This window comes from Mesorhizobium sp. P2_B5, from assembly GCF_056404775.1.
The window spans coordinates 408,265-422,886 of sequence record NZ_JBFUDJ010000004.1 but is presented as its reverse complement, the minus strand read 5'-3'; the positions used below and the strand labels follow the sequence as shown (position 1 = coordinate 422,886).

Annotated in this window: 15 protein-coding genes; 4 read left to right on the top strand and 11 right to left on the bottom strand. The window is 62.6% G+C overall.

What is annotated here, in order from left to right; all coding sequences use genetic code 11:
- Window positions 1-89: 89 nt before the first annotated feature.
- Entirely contained in the window at window positions 90-698 is a 609-nt protein-coding gene (locus AC1D1N_RS17610) for an NAD(P)-dependent oxidoreductase (protein WP_436258691.1), read from the bottom strand.
- Between the two features lie 109 nt (window positions 699-807).
- On the opposite strand from AC1D1N_RS17610, the gene AC1D1N_RS17605 reads away from it, so the two are divergent.
- Window positions 808-1,725, top strand: coding sequence for a LysR family transcriptional regulator (locus tag AC1D1N_RS17605; protein ID WP_436258692.1), 918 nt, complete (start codon window positions 808-810; stop codon window positions 1,723-1,725).
- Between the two features lie 94 nt (window positions 1,726-1,819).
- Entirely contained in the window at window positions 1,820-2,098 is a 279-nt protein-coding gene (locus tag AC1D1N_RS17600) for a hypothetical protein (RefSeq protein ID WP_477349981.1), read from the top strand.
- A gap of 182 nt (window positions 2,099-2,280) precedes the next feature.
- Here the strand turns inward: AC1D1N_RS17600 and AC1D1N_RS17595 are convergent, their stop codons facing one another.
- The 9 genes from AC1D1N_RS17595 to AC1D1N_RS17555 all read right to left on the bottom strand — a co-directional run bounded on the left by AC1D1N_RS17595 (window position 2,281) and on the right by AC1D1N_RS17555 (window position 11,124).
- Window positions 2,281-3,315 (bottom strand): ROK family protein, encoded by a 1,035-nt coding sequence (locus tag AC1D1N_RS17595; RefSeq protein WP_477349979.1) that lies wholly within the window; start codon window positions 3,313-3,315, stop codon window positions 2,281-2,283.
- The gene (locus tag AC1D1N_RS17590; RefSeq protein WP_477349977.1) at window positions 3,315-4,034 is read right to left on the bottom strand and encodes a ribulose-phosphate 3-epimerase; all 720 of its coding nucleotides are present in this window, start codon (window positions 4,032-4,034) and stop codon (window positions 3,315-3,317) included. The genes AC1D1N_RS17595 and AC1D1N_RS17590 overlap by 1 nt, the downstream gene beginning before the upstream one ends.
- Before the next feature lie 4 nt (window positions 4,035-4,038).
- Window positions 4,039-4,860: a sugar phosphate isomerase/epimerase family protein gene (locus AC1D1N_RS17585; protein WP_477349975.1), complete on the bottom strand. Its 822-nt coding sequence runs from the start codon at window positions 4,858-4,860 to the stop codon at window positions 4,039-4,041.
- Window positions 4,861-4,879: 19 nt separating this feature from the next.
- A complete protein-coding gene (locus tag AC1D1N_RS17580) occupies window positions 4,880-5,722 on the bottom strand; it encodes a carbohydrate ABC transporter permease (protein ID WP_112566025.1) in 843 nt (280 codons plus the stop codon).
- Between the two features lie 5 nt (window positions 5,723-5,727).
- A complete protein-coding gene (locus AC1D1N_RS17575; protein WP_477349973.1) occupies window positions 5,728-6,624 on the bottom strand; it encodes a carbohydrate ABC transporter permease in 897 nt (298 codons plus the stop codon).
- Between the two features lie 141 nt (window positions 6,625-6,765).
- Window positions 6,766-8,013, bottom strand: a complete 1,248-nt coding sequence (locus tag AC1D1N_RS17570) for an ABC transporter substrate-binding protein (protein ID WP_477349971.1) — start codon at window positions 8,011-8,013, stop codon at window positions 6,766-6,768.
- Between the two features lie 120 nt (window positions 8,014-8,133).
- Entirely contained in the window at window positions 8,134-9,279 is a 1,146-nt protein-coding gene (locus tag AC1D1N_RS17565; protein WP_477349969.1) for an ABC transporter ATP-binding protein, read from the bottom strand.
- A 90-nt stretch (window positions 9,280-9,369) separates the two neighbouring features.
- The gene (locus tag AC1D1N_RS17560) at window positions 9,370-10,320 is read right to left on the bottom strand and encodes a PfkB family carbohydrate kinase (RefSeq protein WP_477349967.1); all 951 of its coding nucleotides are present in this window, start codon (window positions 10,318-10,320) and stop codon (window positions 9,370-9,372) included.
- A 3-nt stretch (window positions 10,321-10,323) separates the two neighbouring features.
- Window positions 10,324-11,124, bottom strand: a complete 801-nt coding sequence (locus tag AC1D1N_RS17555) for a beta/alpha barrel domain-containing protein (protein WP_203279910.1) — start codon at window positions 11,122-11,124, stop codon at window positions 10,324-10,326.
- 162 nt (window positions 11,125-11,286) lie between these two features.
- On the opposite strand from AC1D1N_RS17555, the gene AC1D1N_RS17550 reads away from it, so the two are divergent.
- Together AC1D1N_RS17550 and AC1D1N_RS17545 are read left to right on the top strand one after the other, a co-directional pair.
- On the top strand, window positions 11,287-12,048 hold the full coding sequence (locus AC1D1N_RS17550) for a DeoR/GlpR family DNA-binding transcription regulator (RefSeq protein WP_112566013.1): 762 nt from the start codon (window positions 11,287-11,289) through the stop codon (window positions 12,046-12,048).
- A gap of 265 nt (window positions 12,049-12,313) precedes the next feature.
- On the top strand, window positions 12,314-13,462 hold the full coding sequence (locus tag AC1D1N_RS17545; protein WP_477349965.1) for a Gfo/Idh/MocA family protein: 1,149 nt from the start codon (window positions 12,314-12,316) through the stop codon (window positions 13,460-13,462).
- Between the two features lie 93 nt (window positions 13,463-13,555).
- Here the strand turns inward: AC1D1N_RS17545 and AC1D1N_RS17540 are convergent, their stop codons facing one another.
- Entirely contained in the window at window positions 13,556-14,575 is a 1,020-nt protein-coding gene (locus AC1D1N_RS17540) for a LacI family DNA-binding transcriptional regulator (RefSeq protein ID WP_477349963.1), read from the bottom strand.
- Window positions 14,576-14,622: the final 47 nt, after the last annotated feature.

Below are 14,622 nucleotides of genomic sequence, written 5' to 3'. Positions count from 1 at the left end.
CGCAGGCCCGCGGCAGGAGTGGAAACGGAAGAAAACGATAGTGCCATCGGAGGCTCCGATGGCATTTGTCGCCAATGTCGGCAGTCCGGTCAGTAGCCGACGGTGAAGCGCTGGCGAATATGCGCCGGCTTTTCGATCTCGTCGGTCATGACGATCGCATAATCCTCGAAGGAAATGCTGCTGCCCTTGTCGGACGTCAGCAGCGTGTCCTTGCCGATGCGGTATCTGCCGGTCCGCTCGCCGGCGAGGAACAGCGCCGACGGCGACAGCAAGGTCCAGTCGAGATCATCGATCGTCCGAAGCGTGTCGAGGAAGTCGGCGCCCTTCTGCGCCTCCGCCTTGTAGATCGCAGGGAAAGTCGGTGTATCGACCAGGCGCCTGCCCGGCGCGACGTCGAGGCTGCCGGCGCCGCCGACGACCAGGTAGCGCTTGACGCCGGAGGCGCGCACCGCTGCGATCAGCGTGTCCGGATCGCTGTCAAGGAAATGCACCGCGCTGATCACAGCGTCATGCCCCTTGATCAAGGCGGCGAGGCCGTCTCTGTCGAAGACATCGCCCTTTTTGGCGGTCACGCCCGGCAGCGCGGCGATCTTGTCTGGATTGCGGGCGATGGCGGTGATCGTGTGGCCGCGGTCGGAGAGCTCTTTCAGCAGGCGCGAGCCGACCTGGCCGGACGCGCCGATGAGTGCGATTTTCATGGGTTTTCCTTTCGCCATTCGTTGCTCCGATACATGGCAAGGCCACGGCTTGCGAAAAATAGCGATCAATCATACAAACTGTCTGATTAGATCGGACAATGAGTAAGCTGTGACCGAGCTTCTGAACCTCAACCGGCTCGTCTACTTCACCACCGTGGTCGAGACCGGCTCCTTCACAGCCGCCGCCGACCGGCTCGATGTCGCCAAGGCAGTGGTCAGTCATCAGGTCGGCAGGCTGGAGCAGGAACTGGCCGCGACGCTACTGCGCCGCACTACAAGGCGCGTGACGCTGACGGAGGAAGGGCGCCTGTTCTACGACCGGGCGGCCATAATCCTGCGCGAGGCCGAAGCCGCCTATGGCGACATCTCGCAGAGCGCCTTGAAGCCAACCGGGATGCTGCGGCTGACAGCGCCGCTCGACTACGGCGAGAAGGTGGTGGCGCCGACCATCGCCGCCTATCTCAAAAAATATCCGAAGATGCGGGTCGAGACGATCTTCGACGATGCCGTCAGCAATCTGGTCGACGAGCAGATCGACCTCGGCATCCGCGTCGGCTGGCTGGCCGATTCCAGCAATCTGGCGCGGCGGCTGGGAAGCCATGAACAATTCGTCGTTGCCAGCCCGGAACTCGCCGCCGGGCTGCCGCTTGATGCCAGCCCCAGGCAGGCGAAAGCGCTGCCCTGGGTCGGCAATGCCCAATTGCGCGGCATTGGCCAATGGCTGTTTTCCAGGGAGGCGGAGACGGTGGTGGCCGAACTCAATCCGGTCGTCAGCTGCGACAAGACTCCCGGCGTGCTGTCCTGCGTGCTGGCCGGCATTGGGCTAGGCATCTTTCCGGATTACAGCGTCGCCGACGATCTCGCGCGGGGGCGGCTGGTGCGGGTGTTCGCGGACTGGACCTTGCCGTCCGGCGGCATCCATGCCGTCTTTCCGCCGGCGCGCTTCAGGCCGGCCAAGGTGCGTGCCTTCGTCGACCTGCTCGTTGCTGCCGAAAGGCGGCGGGCGCGGAATGCTGTTGCGGGCTGATTGTCACGCCAGCCGGCAATGCCGCCAGGGAACCTTTGTTCCGCCGGCGCTTTTGGATATGCTGCGATTCCGAACCGTCAGAAGGGTACTGCCGATGACCACCAAGATCCTTGCGACCTGCGCGCTCGTTCTCGCGGTGGGCTGCAGCCTGTCCAGCACGGCCGTCGCCAAGGAAAAGCACCGCCATCGTCAGCCGGAACCGGAGCAACGCTACGTTCCCGCCCATCGCGACCTGATCTACGCTCTGTTCGGCGGCCCGCGTTACTATGACACAATGCTGACCACCACGGCCGCCGGCGCCTGCTCCTACAACCGGGTCGGACCGGACGCGAATGCGCTGAACAAGATCAACGACCACCATTGCGGGAAGTAGGCGGAGCGGACGGCTTCCCTAAGGCAGCGGTGCCAGCGCCGGCCATCGGTGCGAAACAGGTGGCAAGCGGCCGGCGTGATGTCGAGCGCGATCGGGCTGTGCTGTGCGGTAGAGCGCGTAAGACCTGGAACACCATGGCGAGGCCACGTTCCGACGGATCGATGTCGTTGGCGCGCACGCCATCAATCAGGAGATCGCCCGCGCTCCCTGGCATCAGCGGTCGCGCCGCTGTCCTTGTCGTCCTGCGCCATCGCCAGTGCCAAACCCGGTTCACCTTCCCACAGGATCAGGCTGGCGGCGCCGATCAGCCCGGCACGGTCGCCAAGCTCGGCGCGCACGATCGGCACGTCGCGGTAGGCCGGCATGGCCCGCTGCTGGACGACCGCCGCGATCGACGGCGCCAGCAGGTCGAAACCGTTGGAAAGACCGCCGCCCATGACGATTAAATCGGGCGAATAGAGGTGCAGCAGGTTGGTGAAGCCGATGCCCAACCATCTCGCTTCCGCCTCGATCAGCTCGAGAGCGTTGGCGTCGCCGGCCTGGGCTGCCTCGACAACATGCCTGGCCGAGACGTCGCCATCATTCGACAGCCGTCGCAGCTGCGAACCGTCACCCGCTGCGGTCAGCCGCGTGGCGCGACGTCCGAGCGCGGTTCCCGAAGCAACAGCCTCGAAGCAGCCGATGGCGCCGCAAAAGCAGCGGTCGCCTTCGCCGGTGATGGTCATGTGGCCGATCTCGGCGGCCAGCCCACGCCTGCCGTGATAGATGTGGCCGTCGGCGACGACGCCGCCGCCAATGCCGGTCGACACTGTGACGAACACCAGCGATCCACTGCCGCGTCCGGCGCCGAAACGCCATTCGCCGAGCGCCGCCGCATTGGCATCGTTCTCCAACCGCACCGGCAAGCCGAAATGCTGCCCCAGAATGTCGATCAGCGGCACGTCGTGCCAGCCCGCTAGCGTTGGCGGCGCAATCACGATCCCCGCCTTGGGGTCCAGCGGCCCCGGCGCACCGACGCCGATGCCGGCAATTTCGGCCTGCGGACTTTGCGCTATGAGATCGCCGGCGAGCGCAATGATCTGGCCGATCACCGCTTCCGAGCCCGCGCCCGCCATCGTTGGCGCCGAAGCATGCGCGACGACACTGCCGTCGCTTTCGACCAGCGCGCCGCGCAGCGCCGTGCCGCCGAGATCGAAGGCGAGCGCAAGCTTGCTCATCAGGCGGCGACCCCCAGCCCGTGCAGCCAGGCCATGCGCCGCGCAAGGTCGGGGTCGCCGAAGGCCAGTGAGCCCAGCACCACGGTCTCGGCGCCTGCGGCGCGCAGCAGCGGCACCGTCTCGTGGCGGATACCGCCATCGGCGGCGAGCACGATGTCGGCTTCACGGCCGGCTTTGCGCATCAGCGCGCGCGCCTCGATCAGGCGGGGGCAGGCTTGTTCCGACAGGCTCTGGCCCTTGACGCCAATAGAAGTACCGAGCAGCGTCACGAACGCCACTTCAGAGAGGAAAGGCGTGATTGCCGCGACCGGCGTTTCCAGCCGCAGCACCACGCCGGCCTCGGCGCCGAGCTCATGCGCCAGTTTCACAGCGCGCAGGCCAGCCTCGCCATTTTCGGCATGGACGCTGATCAGGTCGGCGCCGGCCTCGATGAATTGCCGCGTCTGCGCCTCGACGATCTCGGCTTCGACCATCAAATGCACATGAATAGGCTTGGCCGTCAGCTTGGCGATGCGCGCCACCAGATCCGGGAAGAACAGGAAGCCCGGGGTGAAGCGGGCGTCGGCGGCGTCGATATGGTGGATGTCGGCATGGGCCTCGATGCGCTTCAGATCGCGCTCCATATTGGCGAGGTCGGCCGACCACAGCGAGAACTCGCCGATCAGACGCTCGCGCGGCAAGGCGGCGATTGCGGCGGGGCCGGACAGGGATTTCATCATCGTTTCAGGCTCCGTAGCCGCGCATGGTCTGGCGGTTGGTCTTGATCGCCTTGGCCGGATCGGCGGCGGCGGTCTCGGACTCCTCCTCCAGCACCAGCCAACCGTTGAAGGTGGGGGCAGCGCTGGCGATCTCGATCACCTTCGCCGTATCGCAGACACCTCTGCCGAGCATCGCCCAGCTGCCGTTTGCGTCGACATCCTTCAGGTGGACGTAGCGGATGCGATCGCGATAAGTGGTGAGCGTGTCGGCCATGTCTTGACCGCCGCGCAAGATGTGACCGGTGTCGGGAACCCAGCCAACCAGCGAGGCGTCGATCAGTCCGAAGATGCGGTCATAGTCGGCGCGGTCGAACAGCAGCGTGTTGTGGTGCGAGCTCGGATGCATCGCAACCTGGACGCCGGCCACGCGCCCGAGCTCGCCGGCCTTGTTGTAAACCTCGGCAGCAACGGAAAACTTGTCGGCGCGCGGTCCGTCGGAGACGACCGTGGCTGAACCCATCGACACCAGCGCGCCCGGAAAGGCTGCAGCGAAGTCGATCCAGCGTTTGGCGGTCTCGATGTCGGCGCCGATCTGATCCTGCAGCGTAAAACCGCTCCTCGAACCGAAGGCGAAGGAAACGAGCGTCAGCCCGTATGACTTCAACGCGGCCGCGAATTCCGCCGGCTTGCCGGCATAGCGGCCGATCATCGTGTCGGTGATCTCGATGCCGGCATAGCCGCCATCAGCGATCGCTTTCAACAGATCGTCGGGGCCGCCGGCACAACGGTCTCCGAGCATTTCCCAGGTGAAGGTCTGGCAGCCGACTTTGAGGTCTTTCACGGTCATCCTTTCATTCCTTGATATCCTACTTGACCGAGCCTGCGGTCATGCCGGCGAGGAAGAACCTCTGGGCAACGAGGTAGATGACCAGGAGCGGTAGCGAGCCGAGCACGCTCATCGCCATCATCTGATTCCATTCGAAGGCGTGTTGCCCCATCAACAGCTGGATGCCGATCGGGACGGTGCGCATGGACGTTGACTTCGTCAGCGTCAGCGCAAAGAGAAATTCGTTCCAGCACAACAGGAAGGTGTAGACCGACGTCGCCACGATACCAGGCAGCGAGATCGGGACGATCACCCGCCAGAGTGCGGTCCAGCTGGTGCCGCCGTCGACAGCCACCGCTTCATCGAGATCGCGGGGCAAGGTGTTCAGATATCCCGTCATCAGCAGGATCGCGTAGGGCAGCGTAAACACCAGGTAGGTCAGGATCAGCGCGACATAGGTGTCGAAGATGCCATACGAGACGACAAGCCCGAAGAAGGGGATCAAAAGCGTGATCGGCGGGATCGTCTGCGTGCTGATGATGAGTGTGTTGAGGCTGCCCTTGCCGCGGAAATTGAAACGGCTGAACCCATAGGCCGCCAGCAAGGCGATCAGCACCGTCAGCACGGTCACCGCTCCGGCCACGAAGTAGCTGTTGAAGAAGAAGCGCAGCTTTACCGGGTCACCAAGGATGGCCGCATACGCTTCCAGCGTGAAGGCCTTCGGTAGGACGGTTGGTGGCAGGGCAAAGATTTCGGTATTCGACTTGAACGAGCTGCTCAACATCCAGTAGATCGGGAAGGCCGCGAAAAAGAGCCCTGCGGCAAGCGCGACATGGAGCGCGACGGTGATCAGCCTGTCTTTCGGCGTGTGCCTTTTCCTCATGGTGACTATCGAGCCTTTTGATAGCGGATGTAGAACAGCGTCAGGCCGAGAGAGATCAGCAGGATGACCACGGCGCTCGCCGACGCCTGCGACAGGTTGTAGCTCGAAAACGCCAGCTTGTAGGTGTAGGTGCTCAGCACCTCGGTCGAGTAGATCGGACCGCCGCCCGTCGTTATCCAGATCAATGGAAAGACCTGCATGGTCCAGATGAAGTCGAGCAGCGAGATGCTGATGATGATCGGCATCAGCTGCGGGATGGTGATGAAGATCAGCTTCTGGTAGGCCTTCGCCCCGTCGATATCGGCGGCCTCGTAGAAATCCTTGGGAATGCCTTGCAGGCCCGCCAGCAGGCTGACCATGAAGAGCGGATAACCCGCCCAGATATTGGCGAAGGTGACGGCGTGCAGCGCGGTCTCGGGCGAGGAAAACCACTCGACCTTGGAACCGATGACGCCGATCTGCATGAGAACGCTGTTCACGACACCGTTCGGCTCAAGCAGGAGGCGCCAGATCACGGCGATAATCACCGCGGTGAACAGCCAGGGCAGTATGTAGAGCACGCGCAGAATATTGCGCAGCGTCGGATTGATGCGGTCGCTGTTCAGCATGAGCGCGAAGACCATGCCGATGGTCATATGGAAGACGACACTCATGCATGTGAAGTAGAGCGTGTGCCACAGCGAGGCCCAGAACACCGGATCGGCAAAGATCGCCTGGTAGTGTTTCAGTCCGGCAAAGGACGGGTCGCGACGCAGCACCGCGCTGTTCTGGAACGAATAGCCAATCACCGTCACCATCGGCAGCAGCATCAGAAGGCCGATTATGAGGAGCGAGGGTGACAGATAGAGATAGGGGGCGACCGCTCGTTTCAGTCGATGGTGGGAGCGCCTCTGCCGAGTCATGTGCCACCCTTGGGGTATGCCTTCAAGACGAAGGTGCGCTTCGGAAACAGGTCCATCTCAAATTGCCGATCCGTTGTTGACGGGTGGCCTGCCCGAAAGTCAGGCCACCCGGTGGAAGATAGCAAACGGGCAATGAGCCGCTCAGAATTTCGCCATCCAGCCTTTTTGAGCAGTGGCTGCGGCCTGTTCCGGAGACTGCTCGCCGGCGAGCATCTTCTGGGCTTCCACGTCAAACTGGGTCATCAGGTCTTCAGCCACCGGCAGACCCGTGAATTCGTTGGCGAGATAACCGGTCTTGAAGATTTCGAAAGCTTTGGCGAAAGCCTTGTCCGAGGTCACGAAATCGGGCTTGGCATTGACGTTGCCCGGGAAGGCGTTTGCAAGCGACACTAGCTTGGCGTTCACCTTTTCACTCATCAGATATTGGACGAGTTTCCAGGCCTCTTCCTGATGTTTCGAGGCGGCAGAGATGCCGATGCCCCAGGAGGCATAGGGAAGGCCGCGCTTGCCGGTATAGTTTTCCACGACCGGGACCGGGATGAGATCGAAGTTCAGCTTGGGATTGCGTTTGCGGATGAGGTTCACATGCGCAAGCGAGTCGATCATCATTCCGACCCGATCGTTGACGAATTCCTCGACCTTTTCCTGCTCGGTCTTGGTGGCAATGCCGGGCGAGACGACGCCGGCGTCGTTCAGCGATTTGACGAAGGTGAGCATATCGACGACCGGCTTGCCCTCGAGAGCCGGCTTGCCGTCAGCCATCATCGATTGACCCGAGGCCCAGACCCACGACATCATGTCGTTCTGGACACCGGACGGCGTTTGCAGCGACAAGGGCAGCACCCAGCCATACTGGTTCTTGTCGGCATGGGTCATCTTCTTGGCGGCTTCGAAAAATTCCGCGCGGGTCGACGGCAGCTTGGTCACGCCTGCCTGGGCGGCGAGGTCCAAATTCACGAAGACCGGATAGACGAACGAAGCCACTGGAAACATCACCGCCTTGCCGTCCACCTTGATGATATCCGCGACTTGGGTCTTGTCGAACCCGCTCGCATCCATCATCGGGTTCATGTCGGCCAGCGCACTCTGCGCGTTCAGATTGTTCACCCAGGCGCCGTCAAGACCGACAACGTCGCTAAGCGTTCCGGTTGCGGCACCAACCGAGATCTGGTCTCGCGTGGTCGCATAGGGGCCGCTGACCAGCGTCACTTTGATTCCGGGGTTTGCAGCCTCGAAGTCATTCATGATTGCCCTGAGCGATCCGGCCGGCAATTCGGGCTCCCACCATTGGGTGAATTCCAGCGTCGTGTCCGCCATGGCGGTGGTTGCGCCAAGCAACCATGCGGCCGCGGCTATTTTCAGCATCGCGGGTTGTATCCGAAACATCATTTTCTCCTCCTTCTTCAAGATCGACCGCACAATGCAACCGATCGTCTGCTTCATTCAGAAGTCTTCTTACGAGTACTTCGCAGGCGCCTCACCCTCGCCTGCGGGCTCTGCCACAGATCTTCAGATCGCCAGGTGCGTCTCGGGATCGAAGAAATGGAGCTTGGTATCATCCAGGGCCAACCGGATTGCCGAACCGGAGCGGACTGCGCTGTCCGGTTCGAATCTCGCCACCGCATTCGACGTCAGGCCGAAATCCTGCACCGCGTCGGGGTCGCCGGAGTCCACCCGGACCCCGTCGATGTTCAGATGGACGATATGTTCCGACCCGAGTTCTTCGATCGAGGTCACCTTTGCGGGTATCGTCTGATACTTGCGGCCAGATTCGAGGCTGCTGTCATAAAGGTCCTCCGGTCGGATCCCGAACACGACCTTGCGCCCCGCATACGACCGCAAGCCCGGCCTGCGCACGAAGGCTGCATCCTGCAGCCGGACGGCGAAGGTGCCTGACATCAGTTCGTCGCCCGTCAGGGTCGCCTCGAAAAGGTTCATCGAAGGAGAGCCGATGAAGCCGGCAACGAAGGCGTTCACCGGCGATTCATAGAGTCTCTTGGGTGTGTCGACCTGCTGCAGCACGCCGCCTTTCAACACCGCGACCCTGTCCCCCATCGTCATCGCTTCGATTTGGTCGTGGGTCACGTAAATGGTCGTTACGCCGAGCTGCTTTTGCAGGCTGGTGATTTCGGCGCGCATTTGCACACGCAGTTTCGCATCCAGATTGGAAAGGGGTTCGTCCATGAGAAAGGCGGCCGGCTCGCGCACCATGGCGCGGCCCATGGCAACCCGTTGACGCTGTCCGCCTGAAAGGTTCGCGGGTTTGCTGTCCAGCAAAGACGTCAGCTGAAGGGTTTTGGCGATCTCGGCCACGCGCTTCTTGCGCTCGGCCTTCGGCTTGCCTGCCAGCCGCATTGAAAAGGCGATGTTTTCGGACACCGTCATATGCGGGTAGAGCGCGTAGCTCTGGAAGACCATCGCGATGTCGCGGTCCTTGGGCGGCATGTCGACGACGTCGACTCCGCCGATCCGAAGGCTGCCGCTGGTGATGTCCTCCAGTCCCGCGATCATTCGCAACGCCGTGGATTTGCCGCAGCCGGACGGTCCGACGAGAATCAAGAACTCGCCGTCCTTGACCGACAGGTTCAATTGGTCGATTGCGTGAAAATTGTTCCCGTATGTCTTGCAGATATTCTCAAGAACGACTTCTGCCATATTCCTCCCTCCACAAGTCTAAGCCACTGATTTTTAATGATTGTCCTCGGCTTATGTTCACCTGCGAAATATATCCTCGGATAGTTCGGACTATGTTCCGGTATCGAGTTGCGCATATTTCAGTTCGACTGCCGACGGCGCGTTCGTCGACGCTAGGAGTTCCGTGACTTGGTCGGCGGTCGGAAGCGCCTCGCGCCCGCCACGCCCGGTTATCGAAAGGGCCGCCGCCGCGGCCGCGAATGCCACCCGGCCCGCGGTATCGGCTCCGCGCGTCAACGCATGGGCATAGGCGCCATGAAAGCAGTCACCCGCGCCGGTCGAGTCGACGACCGCAACCCGGTGCGGGGGCAGGTGCCAAAGCCCTGTCTCGCCGCGTCCGCGATAGTACACGCCCTTGCCGCCATCGGTCAGAACCACGGCGGACCGCGACGGCAACCACAATGCATCGAGTATCTCGGCGGGCGATCGGCACCCCGTGGCAGTCCGCGCAAAGTCGAGTGGAAGAATGAGATGGTCGCAGAGCGCGATCAGCCGCTCCGTGGCTGCGCCGCTGCTCCATTCGATATCGCCGAGGATCGCAAGGCCGAGATCGCGAGCCCGAGCCACGACATCCAGCGACCGGATCGCATAGCTATCGACGATCAGGACGGTCGCGCGGCTGAGGATATCGTCGGGAAAGTCCGGAGCGGTGCCCAGCATCGCATCGTCGTCATACGCAATGAACCGTTCCCCGTCCGAGCCGACGGTGATCCGCGAGCACACCGGGCGCGCGTCGGGATGGTGCGGCGCGAATGCGGTTTCGACACCGCTCGCAACGAGATCGCGCAGCACGGCGTCGTCCGCGGCACTGCCCAGCCATCCGACGAACCCGGCGGTTCCGCCGAGCCGCGCGACGGCGGCCAGCGCCGTCGCGACATTTCCCCCGAAAGCGCGGGCACTTTGCAGAACCTTCCCCTTGCCTGCCGACAACGGCTGATCGACGTAGACGATGTCGTCGATCGCAATAGCGCCGAAGCCGAGGATCGAGGGGACGGTGGGCATCGTTCAGGCCCCCGCCTTCGCCAGGGCGTCTTGCGCCGAAAGGCCGTCATGGATGACGCCGCGAAAGGCAAGCGCTGCCTTCTCCGGATCGCCATGCCCCCAGAGATTGCGGCCGACCACGGCACCGCGTGCGCCGGCGCGGATGGCGTCCGCCGTCTGCTGAAGCGCGCCGAGCAGCGTATCGGTCTTTGGACCACCCGCGATCACAACCGGCACCGGGCAAGTCCGGACGGTCTCTCGGAACGACTCGAAATCGCCCGTGTAGCCGATTTTGATCACGTCGACGCCGGACTCGTAGCCGATGCGCGCCGCATAGGCGATCTCGTCGGGGGTGAAGACGATTTTTGCTCCGTCGGTAAAATCGCGAGGGTAGATATGTGCCACCACAGGCATGCCGTAGCGGGCCGCTGCATTCACTGAATCGGTCAGCCAGCGTATGTATTTGCCCTCGGTCGCGCCGCGCACCGGAATGGCAACGGCCAACGCATCGGCGCCCGCGCGCACCGCGTCCTCGGGCGTTGCGATCAACTCGCTGATGCGATCGTCCGGAGTGAAGCAGCCCGCCTGAATCACCAGGGAAGCTTTGCCCGCATATTGCGGCCACAGATGGCGCGCGGTGCCAGGCTGGATGCTGACGTAGTCGGGTTTGCCCGCCATGACGCGTGCGAGCGCACCCGGCAGGTCGGCAAGGCCGCCTTTGCGCACGTCGCCATAGCCGACGAAGTGGTCGACCGCACCGCCAAAAAGGTTCCCCGATGGATGCGAGAAGAGGCGCGCAAGACGCACCTTGGTTCCTAGGCTCATGAGTGCAAAATTCCCTGATCGGTTGATTTCAAAATCCCGGACTCAGTGTTTCCGAAAGAAAAAAGAAAAACAATCTTTCGAAAGCTTTCGAATTTGCGTATTTTTGGTAAGGTGAGCCGAGGCCAGAGCGGTTGCTTGGCGCAGGGAGGCAAGGGCAGGGCAATGTTGTCGGAGCAGAGACGCCAATCCATCCTGGGTGAGGTGCAGCGCAGCGGACAGGTGCGCACGAAGGACCTGTCGGACGGGTTTGGCGTGTCGGAAGTCACGGTGCGTTCCGACCTCGAGATACTGGACCGCAAGGGATTGCTGACCAAGACCCGTGGAGGGGCGGTGACCCGGACCACCGATTCGACCACGGCCGCGTTCGCCCGGCGGATGCAAACGAACCTCGATGCAAAAAAGCGCATCGCCCGGGCGGCGGTAGACCTGTTCGAGGACAACCAATCGGTCATCTTCGACGGCGGCTCGACATTGATGCAGCTGGCCATGCAGTTACCGCCGCTCAGCAATGTCGTGGTCGCCGCCACGGCCATGAATATCGTGCAGCATCTTATGCATCGTCCCGGGCTCGACGTTCATATGATCGGCGGCCGGGTCTATCCCGACACGGTGAGCACGCTGATCACCGATGCCGATACAGCTCTCGGCGGCTTGGTAGCGCATCAGGTCTTTGTTGGAGCGCATGCGATAGACTCGTCACTGGATGTGGTCGACGTGAACGAAGACATGGCACGAACGAAGCGAAACCTCGTTCGCATGGCCCGGCGCGTTGTCCTCCTCGCCGATTCGAGCAAATGGGGCGTCAGCGGGACCTCCAAGGCATTTTCGCTGTCGGCCGTCGATGTGGTGATCACCGACGATGGCCTGCCCGGTCCAATACGCAGCCAGCTTGATAAGATCGCGGCCAAGGTGATCTATGCCTGAACCCGTCTCGGTCTCTGACCGCGACGGAAAGATCCAATGCGCGCATGACCCACGGGCTTCGTATCGGCGGTCGGCCGTTCTTCATGACAGTCATGTTCTCCTCCTCAGGCTGGCGGCCTCCCAACGCTGCGCCAGAATTATCACATGCTCTATAAAAATTTTACGCGCGTCAACATTTAAAATCCTGTATAGCGGATTGTGAAGGTGGACCGCTGCACTACGACGGTCCCCAAGCATGCCATTGGCTTCGGAGGAAAAGCTGGAAATGCACGGAAAATCAAAGACAAAGCTCGGCATCGGTGTCATCGGCTGCGGCAACATTTCGATGACCTATCTGCGCAATGCAGCGTTCTTCGGCGGCGTCGAGCTGCGTGCCTGCGCCGACATTTCGGCTGATATGGCTGAACTCCGCGCCAGGGAATATGGCATCCGCGCGCTCGGCGTCGACGCGCTGCTCGCCGACCCCGATGTCGACCTCGTGCTGAACCTGACCATTCCGGCGGCGCATTTCGATATTTCGTTTTCAGCACTTTCAGCGGGCAAGCATGTCTTCACCGAAAAGCCGCTGGCTACTACCGCCGCCGACGGCCGCCGGCTTGTCGACGAAGCGGCAAAGCGCGGCCTGCTGATCGGCTCGGCTCCCGATACTTTCCTTGGCGCCGCCGGACGCCGCGCCCGCCGCCTGATGGACGAGGGCGCCATCGGCAAGCCGGTGACCGGCACCGCCTTCATGATGGGACGCGGCATGGAGCACTGGCATCCCAATCCGCAATTCTATTATCAGCCCGGCGGCGGTCCGGTGTTCGACATGGGTCCCTATTACCTGACCATGCTGGTCAATCTGCTCGGTCCGGTCGACCGCGTCATGGCGATGGCGACGCGCGGCCAGGAGGAGAGGCTGATCACGGCCGATGGCCCGTTCAAGAACACGACGTTCAAGGTCGGCACGTCGACCAACATATTGTCGCTGCTCGAATTCCGTTCCGGCGCCACCGTCACCTTCGGCGCCTCATGGGACGTGTTCAGACATTCCAACCATCCGATCGAACTGCACGGCACCGAAGGCTCGCTCAGGCTGCCCGACCCCGACACATTCGGCGGGACGGTCTCGCTGTCGGCGCGCGGCGCCGACTGGGCCGATTTCGCCAGCGAGAGCGAGCTCTACGGCGCCCGCAACTGGCCCTATGCCGCGCCCGACCGCGCCAATTACCGCATGCTCGGCGTCGCCGATCTGTCGACCGCGCTGACCACGGGCAGGAAGCCGCGCGCCTCGGGCGAACTCGCATTGCATGTGCTGGAGATCATGGAAGCGATCCTGGCGTCGGGCGAAAGCCGCGGCTCGGTTGCCGTCAACGGCACGGTTGACCAGCCGCCGCTGCTTGGCGAGGAGGAAGCGGCAAGCCTGCTTGCCTGACGGCAGGTTGGTTCGTGACGACATCGCCGCTGACGCCATCATTACTGCCGCGGTCGCCGCATGGCGCAGCTTCGACCCCGACTTTGGAAGTGTTCAGGCCGACTGACGCATCACCAGGGCGGCGTCGAGGCTGACCTTCGGTGCGACGCTCGCTGTGTCCTCGTTGAGCAAAGCGAGCAGCGTCTCGACGCTGCGCCCCGCCATGGCGGCAAAATCCTGCGCGATGGTAGTCAGAGCGGGGCAGGTGTAGCGGCTCAGCGGATGGTCGTCATGGGCGGCGACACGCAGGTCGCAGTCTGCCTTGCGGCCGACCTTCTTGCCTTGCGCGAAGGCTGCCGCCATGACGCCAAAGGCCAGCCGGTCATTGGCGCACAGTATGGTCTTGCCCGGCAGGCCGCCAGCCCCGAGCATCTGTTCCATCTGCTCGTAGCCGATGCGCTCGAAATCCCATGTATAGTCGCTTGTGTTGCCGATGACGACCGGCTCCTGGCCCAGCCGCTGCATGGCGCCGATATAGCTGTTCAGCCGCTCCGGCGAATTGTGGTTGACGTGCGGGATATCGAAATAGACCGGCGCGTCGCCGGAGCGGCAGAGATAGTCGACGATGGTCGAAACACTCTGGGCGTTGTTGTTGCCGACGAAGGGTGCGCCGCCTTCGAGATAGGTGTCGAAATAGACGACCGGCATTGTCTGCGTCAGCTTCTCCAGCGCGCGGCGGTCCGAGCGCAAGCCGAGCGGCGCGATCAGCGCGCCTGAGACTTTCAGCGACAGGATGGTGCGCGTCGCCTCGATTTCGAGCTCGCGCGAACCGTGTGAGGAAATGACGATGGGCCAATAGCCCTCGTCGCGCAGTCTGAGCTCGATGCGGCTGACCATTTCGGAATAGAAAGGATCGGCCACCGTCGGCACGACGATGCCGATGCTGCGGGTACGCTTGCGATTAAGGTTGCGGGCAAACAGATTGGGCTGGTAATCGGATGAGCTCAGCGCCTCCTCGATGCGCTTGCGCGTTGCCGGTTTGACGCTGGTCGGATCGTCGAAATATTTCGACAGTGTCGGCCTGGAGACGCCGCAAGAGCGGGCGAAATCCTCCATCGTCCTGTGCTTTGTCATTCGATCCCTCGTCTGGCGGGCGCCAGAACCTTGGTCATCCTTGGCGC

Excerpts from the sequence above, each read along its gene's own strand:
- AC1D1N_RS17610 (WP_436258691.1), bottom strand. The coding sequence starts at position 698 with ATGAAAATCGCACTCATCGGCGCGTCCGGCCAGGTCGGCTCGCGCCTG.
- AC1D1N_RS17565 (WP_477349969.1), bottom strand. The coding sequence starts at position 9,279 with ATGGCAGAAGTCGTTCTTGAGAATATCTGCAAGACATACGGGAACAAT.
- AC1D1N_RS17545 (WP_477349965.1), top strand. The coding sequence starts at position 12,314 with ATGCACGGAAAATCAAAGACAAAGCTCGGCATCGGTGTCATCGGCTGC.
- AC1D1N_RS17555 (WP_203279910.1), bottom strand. The coding sequence starts at position 11,124 with ATGAGCCTAGGAACCAAGGTGCGTCTTGCGCGCCTCTTCTCGCATCCA.
- AC1D1N_RS17560 (WP_477349967.1), bottom strand. The coding sequence starts at position 10,320 with ATGCCCACCGTCCCCTCGATCCTCGGCTTCGGCGCTATTGCGATCGAC.
- AC1D1N_RS17580 (WP_112566025.1), bottom strand. The coding sequence starts at position 5,722 with ATGAGGAAAAGGCACACGCCGAAAGACAGGCTGATCACCGTCGCGCTC.
- AC1D1N_RS17585 (WP_477349975.1), bottom strand. The coding sequence starts at position 4,860 with ATGACCGTGAAAGACCTCAAAGTCGGCTGCCAGACCTTCACCTGGGAA.
- AC1D1N_RS17540 (WP_477349963.1), bottom strand. The coding sequence starts at position 14,575 with ATGACAAAGCACAGGACGATGGAGGATTTCGCCCGCTCTTGCGGCGTC.
- AC1D1N_RS17570 (WP_477349971.1), bottom strand. The coding sequence starts at position 8,013 with ATGATGTTTCGGATACAACCCGCGATGCTGAAAATAGCCGCGGCCGCA.
- AC1D1N_RS17600 (WP_477349981.1), top strand. The coding sequence starts at position 1,820 with ATGACCACCAAGATCCTTGCGACCTGCGCGCTCGTTCTCGCGGTGGGC.
- AC1D1N_RS17550 (WP_112566013.1), top strand. The coding sequence starts at position 11,287 with ATGTTGTCGGAGCAGAGACGCCAATCCATCCTGGGTGAGGTGCAGCGC.
- AC1D1N_RS17595 (WP_477349979.1), bottom strand. The coding sequence starts at position 3,315 with ATGAGCAAGCTTGCGCTCGCCTTCGATCTCGGCGGCACGGCGCTGCGC.
- AC1D1N_RS17590 (WP_477349977.1), bottom strand. The coding sequence starts at position 4,034 with ATGATGAAATCCCTGTCCGGCCCCGCCGCAATCGCCGCCTTGCCGCGC.
- AC1D1N_RS17575 (WP_477349973.1), bottom strand. The coding sequence starts at position 6,624 with ATGACTCGGCAGAGGCGCTCCCACCATCGACTGAAACGAGCGGTCGCC.